Genomic DNA, 19,276 nt, shown 5'->3' with positions numbered 1-19,276 from the left:
GTGAACGCAGCTATCGACCGCGCCCCTCGTCTCGGGGCAATCTACGGCCCGATTGCCTTAACCCTGGTCTGTTGCGTTCCGGAAGCCTTGCCCATGACGACGATTCTGCCCACGCCCACCGGTTCGTCTTCGGCGACGATTGGACAGGTGCGTCTGGCGGTGCGCGGCCTGCGCAAGGTCTTTGCCGACGATCCCCGCCCGGCGCTGGAGATGCTGCGCCGCGGGGCGACCAAGGCGGAGGTCATGCAGCGGCTGAACGTCAATGTCGGCGTCGCGGAGGCCAGCTTCGACATCCGGGCGGGCGAGATCTTCGTCATCATGGGCCTGTCGGGGTCGGGAAAATCGACTATCATCCGGCTGCTGAACCGCCTGATCGAGCCGTCGGAGGGGGAAATCCGGCTCGATGGCCGCGACCTGACCGCGTTGCCGTACGCCGACCTTGTCGAGGTGCTGCGGCGGGACATGAGCATGGTCTTCCAGTCCTTCGCCCTGCTGCCCAACCGCACCGCGCTGGAGAATGCCGCCTTCGGGCTGGAGGTGGCCGGGGTGAAGCGGGCCGAGCGGTGCCGGGCGGCGCTGGCCGCCCTGGAGCGGGTCGGTCTGGCGGATTATGCCGACCGCTATCCGGACGAGCTGTCCGGCGGCATGCAGCAGCGGGTGGGGCTGGCCCGCGCGCTGGCCAAGAATCCGACGATCATGCTGATGGACGAGGCCTTCTCGGCGCTTGATCCGTTGATCCGCACCGACATGCAGGACGTGCTTCTGCGGCTCCAGCGCGAGGACGCGCGCACCATCGTATTCATTTCCCACGATGCCGAGGAGGCGATGCGCATCGCCGACCGTATCGCGGTGATGGAGGAGGGCCGGATCGCCCAGATCGGCACTCCGGCGGACATCCTGCGCTCGCCGGCCGACGAGTATGTCCGAGCCTTCTTCCGCGGCGTCGATGCCTCGCGCGTGCTGCGCGCCCGCGACCTCGCCCGGCCGCCCGACGACGCGAGCGCTGGAGAGCCCGGACGGTTCCGTTACCGCACCGATGCGGCCGGCTATTTCCGCGGCGTGCTGGCCGGCGACGGCGCATCGGCCCTGTTCGGGCTGGAGCCGGTGGCGGCCGACACGCCGATACATGCCCTGCTCGGCCGGGTCGCCGCAGCCCCCTGTCCGCTGCCGGTCGTGGAGCCGGACGGCCGGCTCATCGGCGTGATTTCCCGTGCGGCGCTGCTGGCGGCGCTCGACCGTGGCGAGACCGCCGGGCGCGAGGTGCGGCATGGCTGACATCGCCCTGCTGGATATCGAATGGCTGAACGAGACCATCGGCGGCGGCATCGCCCGCGGCGCCGAATGGCTGGTGACGACGATCCTCGACCACGGGCAGCCGGCGCTGACGCTCATCGCCGCGACGGTGGACGGGTTGGGCGAGGCGTTGGACGGGCTGCTGCTGGGGGTGCCGCCCTGGCTGCTGGCGCTGGTGATGTCGGCGGTCGCGCTCTGGCGGGTCGGGCGCGCCTTCGCGCTGTTCACCCTGCTGTCGCTGGGCGGGATTTTCGTGATGGGGCTGTGGGAGCCGACGGTTTCCACCCTTGGGCTCGTTCTTGCCTCCACCGTGCTCAGCCTGACCGGCGGGGTGCCGCTCGGCATCTGGATGGCGCGCAGCAAGATCGCCGACGGGGTGGGCAAGACCCTGCTGGACCTGATGCAGACCATGCCGGCCTTCGTCTATCTGATCCCGGCGGTGCTGTTCTTCGGTCTGGGACGGGTGCCCGGCATCATCGCCACGGTGGTGTTCGCCATGCCGCCGGCCGTTCGCCTGACGGCGCTCGGCATCCGGCAGGTGCCCACGGAACTGGTCGAGGCCGGGCGCGCCTTCGGCTGCCGCGACCACCAGCTCCTGTTCAAGATTCAGTTGCCGAACGCCCTGCCGTCGATCATGGCCGGGGTGAACCAGACCATGATGATGGCGTTGTCGATGATCGTTGTCGCCTCGATGATCGGCGCCGGGGGGCTGGGCAACGTGGTACTCCAGGGCATCCAGCGCCTGGACATCGGCCTCGGCGTGCAGAGCGGTCTGGCCGTGGTGCTGCTGGCCGTGGTGCTCGACCGCATCACGCAAAGTTTTGGCCGGGGGAGCGGTCGCGGCGTAGGCCGCCGCCGGGCCGCCGCCGGAGCGGCCAAGCAGCGCTGGTGGCGGCGGTGAGGTCAGGCGTTCAGTTCGGAATCGAGGTAGCCCAGCGCCACCGCCCGGGCGGCGCTGCCGTCCATGGCGCCGGTCAGGGCGAAGCGCAGCCACAGCCCGTCGATCATCGCCGCCAGCCCGACGGCCACCCGCTCCGCCCGGTCCGGCGGCAGCAGAGGGCGCAGGGCATGCAGCAGGTTGGAATGCAGCCGGCGGGCATTGATCCGTTGCAGCCGGGCCAGCGCCGGATTGTGCGGCGCCTGCGCCCAGAAGCCGAGCCAGGCCGCGACCACCCGCGGTTCGAACTGGCCGGGGGCGAAGTTGCAGTCGACGATCGCCTCCAGCCGGGCGCGCGGCGAATCGGCGGTCGCCAGCCGCTGGGTCGCGTCGTCGCGCAGCTGTTGCAGCATGCTGCGCATGGTCGCGGACAGCAGTTCGTCCTTGCCGCCGAAATAATGGTGGATGATGCCCGGCGAAACGCCGGCCCCCCGGCTGATCGTCTGGACCGTGGTGTCGGCCAGGCCATGCTCGCCCATCGAGGTGATGGTGGCGTCGATCAACTGGCGGCGGCGGATCGGTTCCATTCCGACTTTGGGCATGGGGCTGGCGGTCTCCTGTCCTGTTCAGCCAAGACGGTTTCAACCGGTACCTTGGCCTGTACCGCAACAAATGCGCCATTTTCGCCGGTCCGTCGATGGCGAAATCGGCAGACCCGGTAACGCAGACCGGATGCACCGGAACGGCAAAGCCCGGACAACAAGCCCGAACGACAAGAAAGAGGAGTTGAGGATATGAACGGATGGAAGGCTCTGGCCAAGGGGATCGCAGGTGCCGGCATCGCCGCGGTCGTGACGCTGGGCGCCGGCGGGGCGCTGGCCGCCGAACCGGCCTCCTGCAAGGCGGTGCGCTTCGGCGATGTCGGCTGGACCGACATCGCGGCGACGACGGCGCTCGCCTCCGTCACGCTTGACGCGCTGGGCTACAAGCCGACCACCACCATGTCGTCGGTGCCGCTGGTCTACACGGGCCTGAAGACCAAGTCGCTGGACGTCTTCCTCGGCAACTGGATGCCGACGATGGAGCCCTTCGTGAAGCCGGTGCTGGAAGACGGCTCGGTCGAGGTGACGCGCGTCAATCTGGAAGGCGCCAAATACACGCTGGCCGTGCCGAAATACGCCGCCGAGGCTGGGCTGAAGACCTTTGCTGACATCGCGAAGTTCAAGGACAAGCTGAGCGGCAAGATCTATGGCATCGAGGCCGGCAACGACGGCAACCTGATCATCGACAAGATGCTGAAGGCCGACGCCTTCGGTCTGAAGGATTTCAAGCTGGTGGAATCCAGCGAGGCCGGCATGCTGGCCGAGGTGAAGCGCGCGACGCGCAACAAGGGCTGGGTGGTCTTCCTGGGCTGGGAACCGCACCCGATGAACAAGAGCTTCGAGCTGACCTATCTGGAGGGTGGCGACGACTGGTTCGGCCCCAACCTGGGCGGCGCCACCGTCAGCACCAACGTCCGCAAGGGTTATGGCGCCGAATGCCCGAATGTGGGCAAGCTGCTGTCCAACCTGTCCTTCACGCTGGCGATGGAAAACGCCGTGATGGACGACATCATGAACGGCAACAAGAAGCCGGACGCCGCCGCCAAGGCCTGGCTGAAGAAGAATCCCGACATTTTGAAGAGCTGGCTGTCGGGCGTCACCACCATTGATGGCAAGGATGGTCTGGCTGCGGTGCAGGCCAAGCTTGGCGTCGCAACCAAGTCGTAACTGGCCAAGTCGTAACGGGCCATGTCGTAAACGGCGTCGGGTGGGGCGGGATGGAGCGGCCTTTCGCCCCATCCGGCCTATCGCTTTCTTTCCGATGGCTTTATCCCTTTGCCACGGTCCATTGCTCTGCTAAGGCCCATTAGGTCCTGAGTGCGGAGCGTTCGTGGCGGATCGCCATTCACCCTTTTCCGGGAGCCTGCCCCTCTCCCGGCACTCTTGCCGGGCAGCCGGCGCGCGTGACTGCGCGGCAGGGCGCGCATGAGGATTCGTTCGCGCATCGCGGTCGTCGGGGGCGTGCCGGTCATGGTCGCGGCGGTCATCGCGGTGGCCGGCGGGCTGCTGCTGGCCCGCAGCGAGCGGGTTTACGAATCGGCGGTGCTCGCAGGTTCGGTCTATCGCGACGTGCTGGCGGCGACCGCAGCCCGCATCGACTATCTTCAGGTGGCTCCTGCCGACCGTGCCAGCCGCGCCGACCGTTTCGAGAGCATGTCGGACTCGGCGGCGGCCGAGTTGCGCCAGCTGGACAAGGCCGGATCGGCCAATACCCATCGGGCGGAGGTGGAGCGTGCGACCGCCGTGCTGGCGCGCTATGTCGACCAGATGCGCAGCTTCATCCAGGTGACCGCCGCGAACGATTCCGCGGTGGCCGACATGGGGCTTCACGCCTCCACCCTGATGGCGCTGACCGACCGCGCCCGCGAACGCCAGCATGCCGCCAACGTCGATTCCCTCGGATCCCTGACGGAGGCGGACCAGCGCCTGCGGGACAGCCGCGACGTGGTCGACAGCGCCCATGAGCTGCGCGAGGCGATGCTGGATTTGCAACGGGCGGAGGCCCAGCATGTCGCCGCCCTTGGGTTCGGGGTCGGACTGTTCGGCAGCGGCCGCCCCCTGACCCTGGCCGATTTCCACATCGCCATAGACAGGCTGATTGGAACCGCCGACCGGTTGCAGTCGGCCTTGGATCGGACCGACCCGCTGGTCGATCGCTATCCGGCGAAGCAGTCCGCCGCCCGCTATGCCGCCACGGTGGACGGGTTGCAGGCCGCCGTCACCGAACTGCGTGCGGCCCAGGCCGAACGTGACGCGGCATTGAGCCGCTTCGAAACGGCTGTGCAGGCGGCAGCGGGCCTGGGGGGCGACGATGCCGAGCGGCCGGCCATCAGCAGTCCCTTGGGCGAGCGGATGCTGGCCGAGCAGGTCATCCGCACGCTGCCGGTGGTGCGGGCGCTGGTGCTGACCGGAACGCTGAACCGCCAGCCCGACGTGACCTTCCTGTCCTCCATGCTGCCGTCCTTGCGTGGGCCGCTGGACGGGCTATACCGTGTGCAGGCCCGTGCCGCCGCGGCCCAGCAGGCGCTCGAATCCGCACAGCGCGCCGGGGCGGAAGCGGCATCCGCCATCGAGGCGCTGACCGCCCGCATTCTGATGGTGAAGGCCACCGGTTACACCGCGATCCAGGACGAGGTTGTTCAGCTGATCGCCTATGCGATCCAGGCCAACGACACCGAGCAGGAGACGCAGAACGTCGCCGTCGTCGCCCTGCGTCTCGGCCGGCGGGCCGCCGATGCGGTGGCGGTGCGTGACGCGGAGGAGGCCGACCGCATCGTTGCCGATGCCGGCGCCCTGCTGGAGACGGTGCGCGGCCTCCCCATGTCGCCGCTGTTGCAGGACGAGGTGCTGTCGGCCATCCGCAACTGGCGGGACAGTCTGCGCCGCACCGCCGAGGGACTGCGTCGCCTCAACCAACTGCTGATCACCATGGATCGCGATGCCGGCGCGCTGGTGGAAACCGCAAGGCAACTGGACGAGACCTTCCGGGACGAAGCCGCGCGCATCGGCGAGCTGCTGACCCGTATCCTGGTCATTGGGGCGACCATCGGCCTGCTGCTGGGCGGCGGCGCCGCGGCGGTGGTGGCGCGGTCGATCAGCCGGCCGGTGCTGCGCCTGCAAAAGCAGATGACCCGGCTGGCCGAGGACCCGCTGGCCGGCCCGATCGACGGCACGCGCCGCCAGGACGAATTCGGTGCGATGGCGCGTGCGGCCGCCTTCTTCATCCGCGAGATCGGCCTGCGCGAACGGGCGGCCCGGCAGGCGAAGGACCGCGCCGACCGCGCCCTGGAAGACCTGCGCCGCACCCAGGCCGACCTGATCCAGGCGGAAAAGATGGCGTCACTGGGTGGCCTGGTTGCCGGCGTGGCGCACGAGATCAACACGCCGCTGGGCAATGCCCTGATGGGAGCCACCCATCTGGAGGACCGGCTGGCGATCCTGGCGCGGCAGGCGAGCGGGGGCAATCTGCGCCGCAGCGACTTCGCCGAGTTCCAGGAGACGGCGGACGAGATTGCCCGGCTGCTGGTGCTGAACCTCCAGCAGGCCTGCGAGCTGGTGCAGAGCTTCAAGCAGGTCGCTGCCGACCAGACCAGCGGCGAGGAACGGCTTTTCCTGCTGAAGCCTTATCTGGAGGATCTGGCGACCAGCCTCAGCCCGTCTTGGCGCCGGGCGGGTCACAGCCTGCGGGTGGACTGTCCGGAAACCATCGAGATCGACGGCTTTCCCGGCGTTCTGGCGCAGATCCTGACCAATTTCGTGATGAACTCCATCACTCACGCCTATCGCGAAGGACAGCGGGGTCAACTGCTGATTGCCGCCGCAGCCCAGGGCGCCGACATGGTGACGCTGGTCTACTCCGACGATGGCCGCGGGATTGCCCCGGCCGATCTGGGCCGGGTGTTCGATCCGTTCTTCACCACCCGGCGCGGTGCGGGCAGCACCGGTCTCGGCCTGCACATTGTCTATAACCTCGTGGTCAATCGGCTGGGTGGAAAGATCGCGGTGGATAGCCTTCCCGATAGAGGCGTGCGGTTCACCATTCGCTTTCCACGGCGATTTGCCACTGATAACATGACGTTGGTCGCCGCAGTGCCATCCCCGCAGGAGCAGTGAATGCCTTTGCCGCCGAAGACGTTGACGGGGACTCTTGCAAAGGGGGCGGCTGTTCTTTTCGGGCTTGCGGCAATGTCCGGCGCGGCGCTGGCGGAAAAATCTCTCGTCTACTGCACCGAAGGAAATCCGCAGAGCTTCAATGCGCAGTTCTCAACCTCCGGCACCACCGTGAATGCGGTCACACCGCTCTTCAACAATCTGGTTGAAATGGGGCCGGATGGACAAATCACGGACAGCGGGCTGGCCGAATCCTACACGATCTCGGCTGACGGTCTGATCTATGATTTCCATCTTCGCCGGAATGTGAACTTCCATTCCAACGATCTGTTCACCCCAAGCAGGCCACTCAACGCCGATGACGTTCTTTTTACCTTCGAACGTCAATGGCATGCCGACCATCCCTATCACAATGTCGGGCCGGCAACCTATGATTACTTCAAGGATATGGGGCTGCCCACCCTGTTGAAGTCGGTGGAGAAACTGGACGACCATACCGTCCGCATCACCCTGGATCATTCGGAAGCGCCGTTCCTCGCCGATCTGGCGATGCCGTTCCTGTCGATCCAATCCGCCGAATATGCGGATTTTCTGATGAAATCCGGCCGCCAGGCTTCGTTCGACGAGATGCCCATCGGAACGGGACCGTTCCGGCTCGTGTCCTACCAGAAGGACGTGGCGATCCGTTACAAGGCCTTCGGCGATTATTGGCGCGGGCGCCAGCCGTTGGACAATCTGATCTACTCGATCACACCGAACATCGCGGTTCGCTTGAACAAGCTGCGGTCTGGTGAATGCCACGTGATGATTTTTCCCAACCCGGCCGAGTTGGGGAACATCGAGAAAGATCCAAATCTGGTGTTGGAACGGCAGGATGGGCGGAACGTCGCCTATATGGCGCTCAACACCCAAAAGCCGCCGCTCGACGATGTGCGGGTGAGGCGGGCGATCACCCTGGCGATCGACAAGCGCACCCTGGTCGACGCGGTCTATCAGAATGGCGGGCTACCGGCCAAAAACCCGATTCCGCCCGGCATGTGGTCCTACAATGACAGCATCGAGGATCACCCGTTCGATCCGGTCGAGGCGCGCCGTCTGCTGGTCGAGGCGGGTCATCCCGAGGGCTTCACCCTCGACCTGTGGTATCCGCCGGTGACGCGCCCCTACCTGCCCAATGGCAAGCGTGCCGCCGAAATGATCCGGGAGAATCTGGAACGCGTCGGGATCAAGCTGACCCTGAAGACCGAAAGCTGGGGCAACTATCGCCGCCAAGTGACCCGGGGCGAACAGGACATGGTGCTCTATGGCTGGACCGGCGACAATGGCGATCCCGACAACTTCCTGTATTTCCTTCTGAATTGCGGCGCGGTGCGTCCCGGCGGCGCCAACATCGCGAGATGGTGCAATCCCGATTTCGAAGAGCAGATCACCAAGGCCAAGGTGACCAGCGATGTCTCCCGCCGGACTGCCCATTACCGCACTGCCCAGCAGATCTTCCATCAGGAAGTCCCATGGTTTCCCATTGCGAACTCGATCATCGTCGTCGCCCACCGCAAGGAGGTAAAAAACTACACGAACAACATTTTCAATCAGGATTTTTCAGGTGTCGACATCGAAGCCCGGTGAGTACAGGCTTATGCAACGCTCAACTGGGCAATTCCCGGCAGGTGACATGTCGCCCGACGATCTGATGTTCCAGGACGACGAAACCGGCACGATGCCGGACCGGCTGATGACGACGGCCGCTCCATGGCCGGTGCTGGTTGTCGACGACGACGAGCAGGTGCATGCGATGACGCGCGTGCTGCTGAACGATTTCGAGTTCGAAAGCCGCCGCTTCACCATCGTCAGCGCCTTTTCCGCAGCGGAGGCGCAGACGATCCTGGCCGAACGGCCGGACCTGCCCGTGGTCCTTCTCGACGTTGTGATGGAAACGCAGGATGCGGGCCTGCGTCTGGTCCATCACATCCGGCGCGATCTGGGCAACCGCCACATCCGCATCATCCTGCGCACCGGCCAGCCCGGACAGGCGCCGGAACGCGACGCCATTGTCGCCTATGACATCAACGACTACAAAAGCAAGGCGGAGCTGACCGCCCAGAAGCTGTTTACCAGTCTGGTCAGCGCCGTGCGTGGCTGGCGCGATCTGGTCACCATCGAGACTCTGAACCAATCGCTGGAGCATCGCGTCGCCGAACGCACGGCGCAGCTGGAACGGCAGACGGCCCTGGCCGAGGAGCAGCGCCGCTTCATCGAGAATCTGGTGGAACTGATGCCGAGCCCGGTCTGGTACAAGGACTCGGCCGGCCGCTATGCCCTATGCAACCGTGCCTTCCGCGAGCTGTTTCCGAACGCCGCCGACGGGGCCGAATGGTCATCCCAGGATCAGGGGCCTCCAAGCCAGGATTTCCCGGAACAGAGTCCGCCCGGCACAACGGCCTTTTCCTTCGAAACCAGCGTCGCCGGGCCGGACGGCGACGCGCGTGAGCTGCTGGTGGTGAAGCGTCCGCTGACCGCGCCGGACGGCGCCGCGACCGGCGTGATCTCCATCGCCACCGACATCACGGAGCGGCGGCGGATGGAACGCGAACTCCAGCGCCTTGCCACCACCGACCCGTTGAGCGGTGCCCACAACCGCCGGCATATTCTGGAGCTTCTGGAACGTCTGCTGACCGGGCTGGACGTTGTCCCGGAGGGGCGTCAGACCGCAGGCATGGCCTGTCTGATCATGCTCGACATCGACCATTTCAAGCGCATCAACGATGAGATGGGCCACGGCGCCGGCGATCTCGCGATTCGCCGGGTGGTCGAGGTGATCCGCGGCCAGATGCGCGCGACCGACCAGATCGGCCGCATCGGTGGGGAGGAATTCGCCATCCTGCTGCCGGACAGTTCGCGAGCCGACGGTGTGGCCATCGCGGAGCGGCTGCGCAGCGGCCTCGCCGCGTTGGCAATCGAGATGTCGGATGGCCGGAGCTTCCAACTGACCGGAAGCTTCGGTCTGACGGAGGTGCGGGCGCTGGGAGATACGGTGGAGAGCGTGCTGGGGCGGGCCGATCAGGCGCTCTACCGCGCCAAGGCGCTCGGGCGGAACCGGGTCGAGGTGATGTGAAGGGGTGTATCGACCTGCGACAATTTGAACGATGACGGCTTGACCGCCGCTGCAACAACGGGTATCCAGATCCCATGAAGACCACCGACACCATGCGAATGCGAATTACCGGCCCGGCGCTCTGAAGCGTCGGAGGGTTGCCGTCTTCGTGTTCAATGGTCGTGTGGAGTGTGTGGCGTGTCGCTGCACTATGTGGTTCCCGGAACCCTCAATCCGGTTCATGACAGGTCCAACGCTCTGACCGCTGTTGCGGCGTCGTCTTATGACGTCCGGTTCGGCGAGCGAATGTGTGGCTCGGCGCGAATTACTCTCCCGGTCCGCTGAGGCGGTCCGGGGCACGCCCGACTCACCCAAAAATTCGTTCGCCGAGGATCTTCGCGATGTTCACCGCGCATGCCGATGCCGCGCGCACCCTTTCCGTCTGCGCTCCCCGCCACCGATCCCTTGAAGACCGCCTGCCTGCGTGGCTGCCGCCGTGGCTGCCCTTGTCGGCGGTGACCGATGCCGCCGAGCGGCTGTCCGGCCAGATCGTCCGCACGCCGCTGCTGCATGCGCCGACGTTGAGCCGGGACCTGTGGCTGAAGGCGGAGGTGTTCCAAGCCACCGGCGCCTTCAAGGAGCGCGGTGCGCTGAACCGCCTGCTGCGGCTGACGGCACCGGAACGGGCCGGCGGCGTGGTGGCGATGTCGGCCGGCAACCATGCGCAGGGGGTGGCGCTGCATGCCGCCCGCCTGGGGGTGCGGGCCACCATCGTGATGCCGGAGACGGCCCCGCGCTGCAAGGTGGAGCGCACCGCGGAACTGGGTGCCGAGGTGGTGCTGCACGGCGCCACGGTCGGCGAGGCAAAGGGCAGGGCGCTGGAACTCGCGGCGGAACGCCGGCTGACCTTCCTCCATCCCTATGACGATCCCGACGTGATCGCCGGGCAGGGGACCGTCGGGCTGGAGATCCTGGCCGACCGTCCGGATGTCGACACGGTGGTGGTGCCGGTCGGCGGCGGCGGCCTGCTGGCCGGGGTGGCCGCTGCGGTGAAGGCGCGGAATCCGTGGGTGCGGGTGATCGGCGTGCGCCTTGCCCGGCGGGGCGGTCCGACGCTGGCCGACGGTATCAACGTCCATGCGCTGGGCAAGCTGCCACAGGCAATCGTGGACACCCTTGTCGACCGGGTGGTCGAGGTTGAGGAGGCGGAGATCGCTGCGGCGATGAGGGCTTTGCACCGTTCTTTCGGCGTGGTTGCCGAGGGAGCCGGGGCCGCGGGGATCGCCGCGGTGCTCGGCGGCCGGCTGGGACGGACTGGACGGACGGTGGCGGTTCTATCCGGCCGCAACGTCGATGGCGACACGCTGGCGCGGACCCTGGCGGCGTGATCTTTCGCTATTTATCAGGGTTCGGTCGCTTGCCCCCTCCCATTCATTGCTGTCGTCGCGGAACGCCGGTGGGAGGTGGGCGGCCGGCACCAAAGGACCGTCTCCTCACCCGATCCCCCGCAAATCGCATAGCTCAACTCTTCGCCGAAGCGAAGTATGGATAGGTCAGCAGAAATGACCTATATTGGTCGTCGCGTGTAAACACACAGGCGACACCGAGGGGTAGCTGGCATGACGAACAATTCGGCCTCGACCATTTCGTCATCCCCCGCATCGGCCACTTACGAGCGTCCAAAGGCGGCGCACAGTGTCTTTGACAATTTGCAAGGACAACTGTTCGGCATTGTCATGACGTCCTTCGGCATTGCCATTCTTCATGCCGCTGGGCTGGTCACCGGACAGGCGGCGGGACTCGCCTTTGTTATTTCTTACGCAACCGGGATCGATTTCGGAACTCTGTTCTTCCTGGTCAACCTTCCCTTTTATTTTCTTGCGCTGGCGCGCATCGGCGTCGGTTTTACGGTCAAGTCGCTGATCGCGGTGACCGGCATCGCCGTGCTGTCCGGGTTGCTGCCGACGATGATGAGCTTCAGCGTCATCAACCCCTATGTCGCGGCGGTGCTGGCCGGCTTCTGCGTCGGGATCGGCGTCATAGCCCTGTTCCGCCATGGCGCCAGCGGCGGCGGGGTCGGCATCCTCGCCTTTTACCTGCAGGAAAAGACCGGCTTCCGTGCCGGCTGGCTGCAGTCGCTGTTCGATCTGGCGGTATTCTCGGCTGCGGCCTTCGTGCTTGATTGGCCGGCGCTGCTGGCGTCCATCCTGGGTGCTGCGGTGCTGAATGCCTTCGTCGCCTTCAACCACCGCGCCGACTGGTACGTCGCCCGATGAACAACGGTGCGGGCCGCTCTATTCGCGGCCCAGCACCCGGTCGACCACCGCGTCGGCCCATTCCCGCGACCGGAAGCTCGCCTTGGCTTCCACCGGGTCATAGACGCGCTCGACCCAATCCCAGAAGGCGATGGGACGCTTCTGGTTGTAGGCGGCGTACAGCTCGAAGAAGTAATCGAGGATGCCGGTCTTCGCCTGCTTGAAGTGGCCATATTTCCACGACAACTGCTTCATCGCCTGTTCGAGCGGCTGGCCTTCATGGGCGAACAGATACAGCGTCGACATGAAGCCGGCGCGGTCGGCGCCCGACTTGCAGTGCATCAGCGCAGGATAGGTCATGGTCTTGAACAGTTCGCGCGCTTTCAGAAGGGTTTCCTTCTTCGGCATGTCGCGGGAGTTGACCGGGAAATCGACCAGTTCCAGGCCATGGGCGCGGCAGGCTTCCGCCTCCAGGATGTAGGAGGCGCAGTCGCGCGAGCCGCGCAGGTTGAGGATCGACTTCACCCCGTTGCGCGCAGCCGCCGCGATGTGCGAAGGCGAGGGCTGGCTCGCCCGGTACATGTTGGGGGAGATGCGGTAGGTGTTGGAATAGATCAGCCGGAAACAGGCATGGTCGATGAACACGGCTTCCAGATGGCCGAGCGCGCGCTGCCATGGCGTCGCCATGCGGCTTCGGCTGCGCTTGATCGCATCGGCCAGCGCGGTTGTGGTGACCGCCCGCAGGGTGCTTTTCTTCGCCAACTCAAACCTTCCGACTCTGACGGAACGCCAACATAGGCATGGTCGGCGTTCCGTCAAGAACCCCATTGCGAGAAACGGGTCACGCCACCCTGTCCTGCAGCCGCACATACATGCCGTACTGGGCGGCCAGCGTCAGCACGATTTCCATGTACAGGTTGATCAGGCCGTTGGCGTAGAAGGCCGGACAGCCGGTGTAATGGCGCTCTCCCGCCATCGCGGTCGGCTCGATCAGGTCGGTGTTGAGCACGATCAGGTCCTTGTCCGGATCGTAGAGGAAGGCCGACTGGTCGGTGCGCAACGGATGGATGGCCTGATGGTCGTCGGCCTCGATCTTTCCCGCCGCCATGAACTGGCACAGCATGCCCAGGCTGCCCATGGCCAGCGGCAGCACCTGCTTCAGGCTGCGGCGGGCGAGGTCGTCGTAGGCTGCCGCCTCCAGCCCCGGCCGCAGCAGCGGTGCGGCTTCCACCAGATTCCAGCAGACATGGAGCGCGGTATGGCTGCCGGTCTTGGTGATGGACAGAATGTCGTAGCCGGACGGGCCGTGCAGCACCGACTTCTGCAATTCGCGGCCCAGCACATAGCCGGCGGCAGCCATGTCGGTGATGGTCCCCTCCGTCCGGCAGCGGTCCTCCTCCACCATCACCTTGATCGCCCAATCCTTGATGATGGCGTCGAGCAGGTGGCAGACGGAATCGCGCAGGAAGCCGACCATGCGGTCGGGATCGGCGGCGGTCAGGCCGTCCGGATCGGCGAAATCCAGCCCGTGCGGCGACTCCGGCGGGGTGGACAGCCGCAGATGACCGTTATCGTCCAGCGGCATGCGGGCGATGATGTGCTCCCGCAAATCGACATAGAGGAATCCGAGCAGCGTGTTGATCGCGACCTTCTCGAAATCCTCCTTGCGGGTGTCGGCATGGGCCGGGCAGTGGCCGGCCAGCGTCAGCAGTTCCTCGCTGAGCAGGTAGTTCGGGTCTTCGGCGATGCGGTGCAGGATCGGCGCGAGGTTGATCCGGGTCATCCCGGCCTCCTCATGCGCGCCGGCATAGGTCAGGGCGAAGTCATTGGTGCGGGCCATCGGGCTCAACCCTCCTGCAGGCGGTCGTAGACGGAGTAGTCGAGCGCCAGCCCGGCGACGATGTCGAGATACAGCTTGATCAGGTTGGTGGTGTAGAAGGCCGGGCAGCCGGTGTAATAGCGCTCGCCCGGCTTGGCGAAGGTGACGATTGGATCGGCGTTCAGCCGGATCAGCCCGTTGGCGTCCAGAATGAAGGCCTTCTGGTCTTTGGGCAGCCGGTGCACCGCCAGCCCGTCGGGCGGCTCGATCCCGCTTTCCTCCATGTAATGGACCAGCATGCCCAGGCTGGACATCGACAGCGGCACGATCTGCTTGAGGCTGCGGTGGACGAGGTCGTCGTAGAAGGCGGCGTCCTGTCCCGGCACCAGCAGCGGTGCGGCCTCCACCATCGCCCAGCAGATGTGGATGGCGGTGTGGCTGCCGGTCTTGGTGATCGACAGCATGTCGTATCCGGCGCGCTGGTAGAGCGACGAATGTTCCAGCACTGTGCGCAGGACGAAGGTCGCCGCCGCCTCCAGCGAGATCTCGCCCGAGCCCTGGGAGCGGAAATACTCCTCCTCCCGCACCAGATCAACGGCCCAGCCGGTGATCAGCCCGTCCAGCAGATGGCAGGTCGCGTCGCGCAGGACCGAGCAGAACACGTCCGGCGCCGCCGCGGCCATGGCGGCGCGGTCGGCCGGGTCCAGCCCATGCGGCGAGCGCGGCGGGATGGGGAGCATCGGCCGCCCATCCGCATCGAAGGGCAGCTTGCCGGCGATGTGGTCGCGCAGCCGGTTGAACAGCAGGGCCAGCAGGCTGTTGACGGCCACCTTGTCGGCATCGTCCTGCGGGATTGCGGCCGTTCCTTCGGCAGTGCCGTCGGTCTTGCCGGCATGGAACGGGCATTGTCCGGCGCCCTGGCGGAACTCCTGGCTGAACAGGAAATTCGGATCGGTCTGGACGCGCTGCAGGATGTGCGCGATCGACACCCGGCCCAGCCCGGCTTCGCCATGGGCGGTGTTGAAGGTCTGGGCGAAGTCGTTGGAACGGGCGGGCAGGGTGTCGGACATGCGGCGGCCTTCGGCGCGGATGTAGGGCGGACGGGCTACCCTAAAGGGAAATGCCCACCCCGCGCAACGGAGTGACGGCCCAGGGCACTATAATGTCCCGGCTGCTGCGTTATTTTGCCACGATCCTGCCGTCCACCGCCGGAGCCACCGTTTTCTTGGCCTCGACGTAGTTCATCACGATGGTTGCCAGCAGCACCGCGCCCGACGCATCGACGATGACTTTGGAGCGCGGGAAGGCGGCATAGCCGTCGCCACCCTTCAGCATGTAATCGTTGGTGGCGACGCGGTAGGTCGCCTGCGGGTCGACCGGCTTGCCGCCGACCATGATCGAGGTCACCCGCCGCCCGGCCGGCGCCTTCGGGTCATAGGTCATGGTCAGGCCGGAAACCTGCGGGAAGCGGCCTGCCTTCTCCTCCACCTTGCTGACGCCATGTTCGAGGGTGGAGATCAGATCCTGACCGGACATCTCCACCAGCACGCCGACATTGCCGAAGGGCAGTTCGGCGAAGATGTCCTTGCGGGTCAGCTTGGACCCGGCGGGATGCAGCGCGTCGGCGCGGATGCCGCCGCCGTTGGTGATGGCGACGTCGGCCTTCAGTGTGTCGCGCAGGGCATCGGCGATCAGGTTGCCCATGCTGGCCTCGCGGCTGCGCACCACATCCTTGCGGCTGTCGAGTTCCGTGGTCGTGGTGCCGATCACCGCCGCCAGATCGCTGTCGAGCCGCCTGGTGTAGCCCTCCACCACCGTCTCGACCTCCGGATCGGGGGCGACGCCGGCGGTGGTGACGAAGCGCCATTCCGTCGGGACGGTGGTGGTCGCCGGACCCTTGCCGGCATCTTTCGTTTCGACCGCGAGTTTCACGACGCCGAGATACTGTGCGTCGTGCCCCGCCTTCAGGATCAGGGTGGACCCCTCATAGAAGCTGATCGGGTCGTGGTCGTGGCCGCCCAGGATCAGGTCGATGCCCTTGACCTTGGACGCCAGTTCGCGGTCCTCCTCGATGGTCAGGTGGGTCAGCGCCACCACGACCGACGTTCCCTTCGCCCGCAACTCCTTCACCGTCGCTGCCGCCGTTTCCAGCACCGGCGGGAAGTCGAGGCTCGGCCCGGCGCTCGACAGCCGGGCGGTGTCGGGGGTGATCAGGCCGAGGAAGCCGACTGTGATGCCGTCGATGGTCCGGGTCCAGCTCGGCACTGTGCTGGCGAAGGCGGAGCCGTCGGCCGACCGCACATTGGTGCCGATCCACGGAAATTTCGATTCGGCCATGCGCTGCTTCAGCAGGTCGGGACCGAAGTCGAATTCATGGTTGCCGAAGGTCACCGCATCGACGCCGATGGTGTTGAACAGCGTGATCATCTGCTCGCCGCGCGTCGTGCCGGACAGCAGCGAGGGCGACAGGAAATCGCCGCCGACCGTGGTGACCGCATCGGGGGCGGCCGCGCGTTCGCGCTTCAGCAGGGTCATCAGTGGCCCGAACCCGCCCTGTCCCTTCACCGGCGCTATCTCATACACGTCGTTGACGTGCAGGAAGGTCAGCGTGCCGCTTTGCGCCCAGGCGGGCAGGGCGGCGCCGAGCATGATGGCGAACAGCGGTGCTGCGACGAGACGGGTGCGGGACAGCATCTGAACGAACCTCCGGCGGAACGAGGGTGCCTTGCGCACTCTAGACCAGCTTTTTGTCGCGGCGCATAGCGGCTTTGCATATCGGCGCATGCGGTTGGGAAAAGCTGTGGCTTGAACTCTGCCCGCGACGGTCTCACAACTTCATGACAGCCCTACCAACGACGCGAGCCGAGCAGACCCATGCGCATCCTGGTGGTTCAGAACAGCCGTACCGCCCCCATCGGTCTGGTGGGCGATGCGCTGACCGACAACGGCGCCACCCTCCACACAATTGCCGCCAACGAGGGGGAGGCGATCCCCGACAAGGACGGCTATGCCGGACTGGTGGTGCTGGGCGGTCCGCAGGACGCCTGGGACGATGAGAAGGGGCCGCATTTCGGCCGGGTGATGGAGTCGATCCGCGACTTCACCGAGGCCGACCGGCCGGTGATGGGCATCTGCCTGGGCGCGCAGCTGGCGGCCCGCGCCTATGGCGCCAAGGTCTACCGCCACACCATTCCGGAACTGGGCATCCACCGCGTCAGCCTGACCGACGGGGCGCAGGACGACCCGCTGCTTGGCGGTTTCGGTTCCGAACTGAATCTCGCCCAGTGGCATTACGACACCTTCGAGTTTCCCGAGGGCGCTGTACCGCTGGCTTACAGCGAAGCCTGCGACCGTCAGGCCTTCCGCCTCGGTCGCGCCACCTATGCCTTCCAGTTCCATCCGGAGGCCACCGGCGACATCCTGCGTGGCTGGGCGTCGCGCATCCGGGAAGAGGCGCGGCAGAGCAATGCGGAGATGCTGCACGGTCTGGAAGTCTTGATCGCCACCCATCTGCCGGTGGCGGAAAACTTCACCCGTGCGATGACCCGGCGCTGGCTGGATCTGGCGCGCTGACCGGTCCACTGTCGGTAACCTCGGTGAAGCGGGCCAGAAGGTCGGGGGTATCGATGTCGTAGAGGATGCCGGCATCGTCGACCGGCACTTCGCACAGCCGGTCGGCATGCTGGCCGATCAGCCGCTTCGCTCCGGCATCGCCGCTCAGCGCCGCCATCTCCGTGAAGAAGGCGCGATCCCACAGCACCGGATTGCCCTGCTTGCCATGGGTGGTGGGGATGCAGATCGCACGGCCTTCCAGCGGGCTGTAGGCCGCGATCAGCCGGTCGATCACGGCGGACGCCACCCGCGGCATGTCGCCCAGGCAGACGACCACGGCGTCGGATTCGCTCGGTACCGCGGCCAGACCGGCGCGCAGCGAACTGCTGAGCCCCTCGGCGAATGCGGGATTGTGGACGAAGGTGACCGGCCGGTCGGCCAGTGCCCGTGCCACGCTTTCCCCCTGGTGGCCGGTGACCACGATGACGGTGGCGGCTTGCGAGGCGAGGGCCGCATCGACGGCACGGGCGACCAGCGGCGCGCCGTTGACCTCCGCCAGCAGCTTGTTGGTCGGCCCCATGCGGCTGGAGCGGCCGGCGGCCAGCACCAGCGCCGTGACGCGCGGGGCGCGGGGCGTTTCCGGCGAAACGCCGGCGCGGGGCAGGGGGCGCGTCGGGATCTCGGCCAGCAGCCCGCCAACGCCCATCCGCATCACCTCGGCCCGGCTGGGCGGAATGCCGGCGGCGATGCGCTGCAATACCCAGTCGAAGCCGTTCAGCTTGGGCGAGCGCGCACAGCCCGGCAGCCCCAGCACCGGCTTGCCATCACGCCTCGCCAGCAGCAGCAGGTTGCCGGGATCGACCGGCATGCCGAAATGCTCCACCACGCCGCCGGCCCGCTCGATGGCCGCCGGCAGCACGTCGCGGCGGTCGGTAATGGCGGAGGCGCCGGCGATCAGCAGCAGGTCGGCCACCGGCGCCCCGGCGATCTGCGCCGCCAGCGCCGCCTCGTCATGGGCGCAGCGCGAGTCATGGATCAGCGTGCCGCCGATGGCCTCGACCCGGTCCCGCGTCACGGCGACGGTCTTGTCGAGAACGCTGTCCTTCACCCCCGGAAGCCGTGTCTGGATCAGCGCCACCGACAGCGGGCGGTAGGGCAGGACGGCCAGCGGGGGCGGTCCGTCGGTGGCGATCCGCTCCGCCTGCTCCACCGCGATGGCGGGAGCGGCGAAGGGGATGATCTTGACGGTGGCCAGCATCTGTCCGGGCTCGACCGGGGCGAAGTCGGGCAGGGTGGCGATGGTGACGCTCTCGTCGATCTCGTTGATCGCGTCGATGCGGGACGGGGCGAGGCGCAGCAGGCCGTGCGCTTCGGCGAACAGGTTGACCCGGCCGGTGAAGGCGGCGGCGACCTGGACGGCGGCGCCCGCCACGGCGGTGGCGATGCGGGTGGCGGCGGCATCCTCGCCGATGTCGTTGTCGGACAGCTTGGCGGCGATCACCTCGGCGATGCCGGCCTCGCGCAGGGCTTTGAGGTCATCGGCCGACAGCCGACGGCCCTTCTTGAAGGCGATGGCACCCAGGCGCAACGAATGGGCGAGAATCGCGCCCTCGGCGTCGGACAGGGGAAGCGGGCCGAAGAACATGGGGGCTCCGGATGGGCACGGACGATGTGTGC

The 19,276-nt window shown here is 66.6% G+C and carries 15 protein-coding genes; 9 read left to right on the top strand and 6 right to left on the bottom strand.

The genetic code is table 11. The features are described 5' to 3' along the window. Positions 1-93: 93 nt before the first annotated feature. Positions 94-1,275 (top strand): quaternary amine ABC transporter ATP-binding protein, encoded by a 1,182-nt coding sequence (locus GBZ48_RS01545; protein ID WP_174469365.1) that lies wholly within the window; start codon positions 94-96, stop codon positions 1,273-1,275. Next, entirely contained in the window at positions 1,268-2,194 is a 927-nt protein-coding gene (locus GBZ48_RS01540; RefSeq protein WP_209798185.1) for an ABC transporter permease, read from the top strand. The genes GBZ48_RS01545 and GBZ48_RS01540 overlap by 8 nt, the downstream gene beginning before the upstream one ends. 2 nt (positions 2,195-2,196) lie before the next feature. Here the strand turns inward: GBZ48_RS01540 and betI are convergent, their stop codons facing one another. Continuing rightward, positions 2,197-2,772, bottom strand: a complete 576-nt coding sequence (betI, locus tag GBZ48_RS01535) for a transcriptional regulator BetI (protein WP_098736529.1) — start codon at positions 2,770-2,772, stop codon at positions 2,197-2,199. A gap of 192 nt (positions 2,773-2,964) precedes the next feature. Between betI and GBZ48_RS01530 the strand changes: the two genes are divergently transcribed. The 6 genes from GBZ48_RS01530 (at position 2,965) to GBZ48_RS01505 (ending at position 12,249) form a co-directional block, all read left to right on the top strand. Next, the gene (locus tag GBZ48_RS01530; RefSeq protein ID WP_174469364.1) at positions 2,965-3,939 is read left to right on the top strand and encodes a choline ABC transporter substrate-binding protein; all 975 of its coding nucleotides are present in this window, start codon (positions 2,965-2,967) and stop codon (positions 3,937-3,939) included. A gap of 258 nt (positions 3,940-4,197) precedes the next feature. Further along, complete coding sequence (locus tag GBZ48_RS01525) at positions 4,198-6,885, top strand: sensor histidine kinase (RefSeq protein ID WP_174469363.1); 2,688 nt, start codon at positions 4,198-4,200, stop codon at positions 6,883-6,885. Beyond that, positions 6,886-8,508, top strand: a complete 1,623-nt coding sequence (locus GBZ48_RS01520; protein ID WP_174469362.1) for an ABC transporter substrate-binding protein — start codon at positions 6,886-6,888, stop codon at positions 8,506-8,508. 46 nt (positions 8,509-8,554) lie between these two features. Further along, entirely contained in the window at positions 8,555-9,994 is a 1,440-nt protein-coding gene (locus GBZ48_RS01515; RefSeq protein ID WP_174469361.1) for a GGDEF domain-containing response regulator, read from the top strand. Positions 9,995-10,374: 380 nt separating this feature from the next. Then, on the top strand, positions 10,375-11,361 hold the full coding sequence (locus tag GBZ48_RS01510; RefSeq protein ID WP_174469360.1) for a pyridoxal-phosphate dependent enzyme: 987 nt from the start codon (positions 10,375-10,377) through the stop codon (positions 11,359-11,361). 231 nt (positions 11,362-11,592) lie between these two features. Next, positions 11,593-12,249 (top strand): YitT family protein, encoded by a 657-nt coding sequence (locus GBZ48_RS01505; protein ID WP_174469359.1) that lies wholly within the window; start codon positions 11,593-11,595, stop codon positions 12,247-12,249. 18 nt (positions 12,250-12,267) lie between these two features. Here GBZ48_RS01505 and GBZ48_RS01500 read toward each other — a convergent pair whose 3' ends face one another. The 4 genes from GBZ48_RS01500 to GBZ48_RS01485 all read right to left on the bottom strand — a co-directional run bounded on the left by GBZ48_RS01500 (position 12,268) and on the right by GBZ48_RS01485 (position 16,741). Next, the gene (locus GBZ48_RS01500) at positions 12,268-12,990 is read right to left on the bottom strand and encodes a protein tyrosine phosphatase family protein (RefSeq protein WP_109447108.1); all 723 of its coding nucleotides are present in this window, start codon (positions 12,988-12,990) and stop codon (positions 12,268-12,270) included. Between the two features lie 79 nt (positions 12,991-13,069). Continuing rightward, positions 13,070-14,068: a hypothetical protein gene (locus tag GBZ48_RS01495; protein WP_174469358.1), complete on the bottom strand. Its 999-nt coding sequence runs from the start codon at positions 14,066-14,068 to the stop codon at positions 13,070-13,072. A 5-nt stretch (positions 14,069-14,073) separates the two neighbouring features. Next, on the bottom strand, positions 14,074-15,117 hold the full coding sequence (locus GBZ48_RS01490) for a hypothetical protein (RefSeq protein WP_174469357.1): 1,044 nt from the start codon (positions 15,115-15,117) through the stop codon (positions 14,074-14,076). Between the two features lie 109 nt (positions 15,118-15,226). Further along, complete coding sequence (locus GBZ48_RS01485; RefSeq protein ID WP_174469356.1) at positions 15,227-16,741, bottom strand: bifunctional metallophosphatase/5'-nucleotidase; 1,515 nt, start codon at positions 16,739-16,741, stop codon at positions 15,227-15,229. 180 nt (positions 16,742-16,921) lie between these two features. On the opposite strand from GBZ48_RS01485, the gene GBZ48_RS01480 reads away from it, so the two are divergent. Continuing rightward, a complete protein-coding gene (locus GBZ48_RS01480) occupies positions 16,922-17,620 on the top strand; it encodes a type 1 glutamine amidotransferase (protein WP_174469355.1) in 699 nt (232 codons plus the stop codon). Here the strand turns inward: GBZ48_RS01480 and GBZ48_RS01475 are convergent. Next, positions 17,577-19,244 carry an NTP transferase domain-containing protein gene (locus tag GBZ48_RS01475; protein ID WP_174469354.1) on the bottom strand — a complete coding sequence of 556 codons (1,668 nt, stop codon included), beginning with the start codon at positions 19,242-19,244 and terminating at the stop codon, positions 17,577-17,579. The two genes, GBZ48_RS01480 and GBZ48_RS01475, sit on opposite strands and share 44 nt — an antisense overlap. Between the last annotated feature and the right edge of the window lie 32 nt (positions 19,245-19,276).

This window comes from Azospirillum melinis (assembly GCF_013340935.1).
Classification (GTDB): Bacteria; Pseudomonadota; Alphaproteobacteria; order Azospirillales; family Azospirillaceae; genus Azospirillum; species Azospirillum melinis.
The sequence above is the reverse complement of the archived record's forward strand: the minus strand, read 5'-3'. Positions and strand labels throughout refer to the sequence as shown.

What these genes read in the sequence shown, in the direction of transcription:
- GBZ48_RS01520 (WP_174469362.1), top strand. Translation starts at nt 6,886, where the DNA reads ATGCCTTTGCCGCCGAAGACGTTGACGGGGACTCTTGCAAAGGGGGCG.
- GBZ48_RS01475 (WP_174469354.1), bottom strand. Translation starts at nt 19,244, where the DNA reads ATGTTCTTCGGCCCGCTTCCCCTGTCCGACGCCGAGGGCGCGATTCTC.
- GBZ48_RS01485 (WP_174469356.1), bottom strand. Translation starts at nt 16,741, where the DNA reads ATGCTGTCCCGCACCCGTCTCGTCGCAGCACCGCTGTTCGCCATCATG.
- GBZ48_RS01490 (WP_174469357.1), bottom strand. Translation starts at nt 15,117, where the DNA reads ATGTCCGACACCCTGCCCGCCCGTTCCAACGACTTCGCCCAGACCTTC.
- GBZ48_RS01480 (WP_174469355.1), top strand. Translation starts at nt 16,922, where the DNA reads ATGCGCATCCTGGTGGTTCAGAACAGCCGTACCGCCCCCATCGGTCTG.
- betI (WP_098736529.1), bottom strand. Translation starts at nt 2,772, where the DNA reads ATGCCCAAAGTCGGAATGGAACCGATCCGCCGCCGCCAGTTGATCGAC.
- GBZ48_RS01530 (WP_174469364.1), top strand. Translation starts at nt 2,965, where the DNA reads ATGAACGGATGGAAGGCTCTGGCCAAGGGGATCGCAGGTGCCGGCATC.
- GBZ48_RS01525 (WP_174469363.1), top strand. Translation starts at nt 4,198, where the DNA reads ATGAGGATTCGTTCGCGCATCGCGGTCGTCGGGGGCGTGCCGGTCATG.
- GBZ48_RS01545 (WP_174469365.1), top strand. Translation starts at nt 94, where the DNA reads ATGACGACGATTCTGCCCACGCCCACCGGTTCGTCTTCGGCGACGATT.
- GBZ48_RS01495 (WP_174469358.1), bottom strand. Translation starts at nt 14,068, where the DNA reads ATGGCCCGCACCAATGACTTCGCCCTGACCTATGCCGGCGCGCATGAG.
- GBZ48_RS01540 (WP_209798185.1), top strand. Translation starts at nt 1,268, where the DNA reads ATGGCTGACATCGCCCTGCTGGATATCGAATGGCTGAACGAGACCATC.
- GBZ48_RS01505 (WP_174469359.1), top strand. Translation starts at nt 11,593, where the DNA reads ATGACGAACAATTCGGCCTCGACCATTTCGTCATCCCCCGCATCGGCC.
- GBZ48_RS01510 (WP_174469360.1), top strand. Translation starts at nt 10,375, where the DNA reads ATGTTCACCGCGCATGCCGATGCCGCGCGCACCCTTTCCGTCTGCGCT.
- GBZ48_RS01515 (WP_174469361.1), top strand. Translation starts at nt 8,555, where the DNA reads ATGTCGCCCGACGATCTGATGTTCCAGGACGACGAAACCGGCACGATG.